Origin of the sequence: Streptomyces sp. NPDC042638, from assembly GCF_040647235.1 — a bacterium.
Classification (GTDB): Bacteria; Actinomycetota; Actinomycetes; order Streptomycetales; family Streptomycetaceae; genus Streptomyces; species Streptomyces rameus.
Genome location: NZ_JBEZBT010000128.1, coordinates 1 through 4,535, shown reverse-complemented (window position 1 = coordinate 4,535; position 4,535 = coordinate 1). Strand labels below are relative to the sequence as shown.

At 75.6% G+C, this 4,535-nt stretch carries 4 protein-coding genes; 3 read left to right on the top strand and 1 reads right to left on the bottom strand.

What is annotated here, in order from left to right:
• The first annotated feature begins 612 nt into the window (after window positions 1–612).
• Both AB0B40_RS37965 and AB0B40_RS37960 read left to right on the top strand, forming a co-directional pair.
• Window positions 613–2,409, top strand: coding sequence for a phosphatidylglycerol lysyltransferase domain-containing protein (locus AB0B40_RS37965; RefSeq protein WP_362268183.1), 1,797 nt, complete (start codon window positions 613–615; stop codon window positions 2,407–2,409).
• 24 nt (window positions 2,410–2,433) lie between these two features.
• Entirely contained in the window at window positions 2,434–3,165 is a 732-nt protein-coding gene (locus tag AB0B40_RS37960) for a hypothetical protein (RefSeq protein ID WP_345059846.1), read from the top strand.
• On the opposite strand, the gene AB0B40_RS37955 is transcribed toward AB0B40_RS37960, so the two are convergent.
• On the bottom strand, window positions 3,105–3,869 hold the full coding sequence (locus tag AB0B40_RS37955; protein ID WP_345059848.1) for a hypothetical protein: 765 nt from the start codon (window positions 3,867–3,869) through the stop codon (window positions 3,105–3,107). The two genes, AB0B40_RS37960 and AB0B40_RS37955, sit on opposite strands and share 61 nt — an antisense overlap.
• A 60-nt stretch (window positions 3,870–3,929) precedes the next feature.
• Between AB0B40_RS37955 and AB0B40_RS37950 the strand changes: the two genes are divergently transcribed.
• Window positions 3,930–4,535, top strand: a 606-nt coding sequence (locus tag AB0B40_RS37950; RefSeq protein ID WP_362268181.1) for an adenosylcobinamide-GDP ribazoletransferase, incomplete at its 3' end; no start/stop codon positions are given.

Here is a 4,535-nt window from a genome sequence, read left to right as displayed (position 1 = left end):
GGCCGGGTGCGGGAGCGGCCGGGTGCGGGAGCGGCCGGGTGCGGGAGCGGCCGGGCGCCCTCCCGGCGGATGCCCTCCCGGCGGGTGCGGGAGCCGGGCGCTGTCCCGGCCGGGTGCGGGAGCCGCGTGCCGCCGCGGCGGGTGCGGGAGCGGCCGGGCGCCCTCCCGGCGGACGCTCTCCCAGGGATGCCCCTGGCGGGTGCGGGAGCCGGGTGCCCTCCCGGCGGGAGCGGCCGGGCGCCCTCCCGGCGGATGCCCTCCCCTCGGATGCCCCCCGGCGGGTGCGGGAGCCGGGTGCCCTCCCGGCGGATGCCCTCCCGGCGGGTGCGGGAGCGGCCGGGCGCCCTCCCGGCGGTGCCGTCCCTGCGGGTGCCGTCCCGGCGGGAGCGGCCGGGTGCCCTCCCGGCTGGTGCCGGAGCCGGGTGCTGTCCCGGCCGGGTGCGGGAGCCGCGTACCGCCGCGGCGGATGCCCTCCCCGCGGGTGCGGGAGCCGGGTGCTGTCCCGGTCGGGTGTCGGTGTGGCGGGCGGGTCCGGGGGTGCCGGAAGGGCCGGCGTCGTCGGCTGACGGAAAAGTGCGGTTCGCCGGGGCCACCGCCATATGATCCTGCTCCATGGGAGATGCCCGAATTGCCGTGGAGCAGCGCGCCGACGCCGAGCGGACGGGCGGGTGGGCGCGGTGGTCCGCGGGGGCTTCCCGGCGGGCCGCCGCCTTCGCCGTCTGGTACCTGCGGACCGTCGCCTTCATCAACTTCCTCAGCGCCGTGTGGGTCTCGCTCGGCCAGGACGTGCGCCGGCACAACCAGGACGACTTCTTCACGCCGTACCTGCTGACGGCCGGTTTCGCCTCCGGCGTGTTCACCGCCTTCCTGGCGATCACCATGCGGCGCAGGAAGCGGGCCGCGTGGATCCTCAACATGGTGACGAGCGGCCTCTTCCTGGCCCTGTTCACGGTCGCCATGACGTTCCCGGAGATCCGGCGGTACGCGCAGAACTGGATCTCCCTGGCGCTGACGGCCGCCTTCGTGGCCGCGCTGCTCGCCGGCCGCCGGGAGTTCTACGCCAAGGGCGACCGGTCCAACCCCCGGCTCGCGGCCACGGTGGCCGTCGGCGGCGGCCTGGTCGCGAGCCTGCTGGCCGGGCTGCTGGTGACGGTCACCAACCGGGCGCCGGACGCGGCCCGCTCGACGTTCGCGGAGCGCTGGCACTACGGCACCCTGCGCCTGATCTCCGTCGCGGCCGAGGAATCCCACTTCCCGGCGATCTCCCCGCCCAACTGGGCCAACGTCGCCGTCAACGTGCTCAGCACGGTCCTCGTCCTCGCCGTCCTCTTCGCCGCCTTCCGCTCCCGGCGGGCCGTCGACCCGCTCACCGTCGACGACGAGAAGCGGCTGCGCGGGCTGCTGGAGCGGCACGGCGACCGCGACTCGCTCGGCTACTTCGCGCTGCGCCGGGAGAAGAGCGTGGTGTGGTCGCCGACCGGCAAGGCCGCCGTCGCCTACCGCGTCGTCGGCGGGGTGAGCCTGGCGTCCGGGGACCCGCTCGGCGACCCGGAGGCCTGGCCGGGGGCGATCGCGCCCTGGCTGGCCGAGGCGCGGGCGCACGGCTGGATCCCGGCGGTGATGGGCGCGAGCGAGGAGGCCGGGACGGTGTACGCCCGGCACGGGCTGGACGCGCTGGAACTCGGGGACGAGGCGATCGTGGAGGTCGCCGAGTTCACCCTGGAGGGGCGGGCGATGCGCACCGTGCGCCAGGCGTACAACCGGGTGAGGCGTGCCGGGTACGAGGTGCGCGTCCGGCGGCACGAGGACATCCCCGCGGACCGGCTCGCCTATCTCGTCGAGCGCGCCGACGACTGGCGGGACGGCGCCACCGAGCGCGGCTTCAGCATGGCGCTCGGCCGGCTCGGGGACCCCGAGGACGGCCGGTGCGTGATGCTGGAGTGCACCGACGCCGACGGGCGGCTGCGGGCGCTGCTGTCCTTCGTGCCCTGGGGGCCGCACGGGCTGTCCCTGGACCTCATGCGGCGCGACCGGGACTCCGACAACGGGCTGATGGAGTTCATGGTCATCGAACTGCTGCGGCGGGCCCGCGAGATCGAGATCACTCAGGTGTCGCTCAACTTCGCGATGTTCAGGTCGGTCTTCGAACGTGGCGCACGCCTCGGTGCCGGACCGGTGCTGAGGCTGTGGCGGTCGCTGCTCAGCTTCTTCTCCCGCTGGTGGCAGATCGAGTCGCTGTACCGCGCCAACGCGAAGTACCGGCCCATCTGGGAGCCGCGGTTCCTGCTCTTCGAGAAGAGCGCGGACCTGCCGCGCATCGGCCTCGCCTCGGCCCGCGCGGAGGGCTTCCTGGAGGCGCCGGGGCTGCCCAAGTGGCTGCACCGCAGGCACCTGGACACGCATCGATGACCGCACGGGGATGAGGAACGCTTGATGGGAACGCTCGCCCGCTGGGCCCGCGCCGAATGGGGGCTGCTCTGCCTCACCGTGCGCGAGCCCCTGCGCGGACGGGGGCTGCCGGCGGTCCCCATGACCGTCGGCGCGGTCGCACTGACGGCTCTCCTCCAGTACGTGCAGAACCAGCCGTGGGGCTACCAGCCCGTCCAGAGCCTCGGCGCGGTACGGGCCGCGGACCCGCTGTGGCTGGCCCTGCTGCGCACTCCCCTGTCGCTGTTCGTGCCGGCGCTGGACCTGCCGGTGTGGGGGGCGCTGGCGCAGATCCTGCTGGTGTTCGGGATCGCCGAACTGTGCCTGGGCTGGTGGCGGACGCTGACCATCGCCTACGTCGCCACGCTCGCCGGGACCCTGTACGCGCGCCTCGGGATCACCCTCGGCCCGCATGCCCCGTTCGGGCTGCCGTGGGCCGACGCGCAGGTGGTGGACACCGGCCCGTCGGCGGCGGTGGTGGGGCTCGCGGTGTTCGTGAGCTGGCGGTACGGCGCGTATGTGACGGCGGGCGCGGTGACCGCCGCGATGGTCGTCGAGGTGCTGTTAAAGGAGAACCTGGCGGGCAAGGAGCACCTGGCCGCGCTGATGGCGGTGGGGCTGCTGTGCCTGGCGGCGCTGCGGCACCGGCACCGCGGCCGGTCCGGCACCGGCCGCCCTCACCGGTGGTCGGGCAGGTGGGCCGGGCGGGGGTCGGGCTTGCCGCCGATCCAGTCCTGAACGGCGCGGCGCGGCCGGGCCCAGCGGCGGTCGTGCCGGTAGGCGCGCAGGGCCGCCCGGGCGCGGGCGCGGGGGCGCCGGCCGTAGAAGCGGCGGGACCACAGGGAGCCGGGGCGGGCGAGCCGGACCGCGCCGACGAGCGCGACCAGCGGCACCGCGACCCCGAGCACCGCGACCCGCGTCTTGCCCTTGCCCAGGGCGATGAGGGAGAGGACGAAGTTCGCGGCGACGTTGGCGATGACCGTGCCCCGGTCGGCCAGTTCCGCCTGGGTGAGGTCGTTGACACCGAACGGTGAGAAGCCGGCCAGCAGCAGTCCGACCAGTGCGGCGGTGAGCACGACGGCCTCTACGCTCTTGCGGCCGTCCTCGCTCCAGTAGACGTCGTCCAGGTGCAGGATCAGCGCGAACTCGTCCAGCACCAGGCCCGCTCCCGTGCCGAAGACGAGGGCGGCGACGGCTGCGCCCGCGCCGTGCCGGTCGCCGGCGACGGCGCCGAAGCCGCCGACGATGGTCAGGACGACCCCGGGGACGACGTGGTGGATGTGCAGGCCGCCCGCCTTGACGTTGCCGAAGGGGCCCTTGCCGGCCCGGATCAGACGGGTGATGACCCGGGTGACGACGAAGGTCACGACGAAGGCACCGAGGGCGAGCAGCAGCGGGAGCTTGCCCGGCTCGACGATGTTCCGCACCCACCAGTGCCCCATATGCGCACCTTATCCCCGGGTGCCGGAGGGGGCCTCGGGACCGCCGGGTAACCTGCGCCGGTGCTCAAGTCCTCCCCTCACGACGGTCTCCGCTTCGCCTTCGGGACGCTCACCGTGCTGCCCGTCCGGGTGCACCGCTGGGACCGGGGGGCCGCACGCGCCGGGATGCTGTGCGCCCCGGCGGCCGGACTGGTCGTCGGCGGCTGCGCGGCCGGGCTCGGCCTGCTGCTGCTCCTGCTCGGCGCCGGCGCGCCGCTCGCGGCGGTCGCCTCGGTCGCCGTACCCGCCGCGCTCACCCGGGGCCTGCATCTCGACGGGCTCGCCGACACCGCCGACGGGCTGGGCAGCGGCAAGCCCGCCGAGGACGCGCTCAGGATCATGAAGCAGTCGGACATCGGGCCGTTCGGCGTGCTCACCCTCGTCCTGGTGCTGCTGGCCCAGGCCGCCGTGCTGGCGCAGCTCTACGCCGACTCCTGGGCACGGGGTGCCGTGGCCGCCGTGGCCTCGGCGGTCGCGGCCCGGCTGGCGCTCGCCCTGGCCGCTCGCACCGGGGTCCCGGCCGCCCGCCCGGAGGGGCGGGGGGCGGCCGTGGCCGGGGTGGTGCCGAAGGCCGCCGCGTTCGGTCTCGCGGCCGGGGTGGTGGCGGCGGCCGGGGCGGCGGGGGCC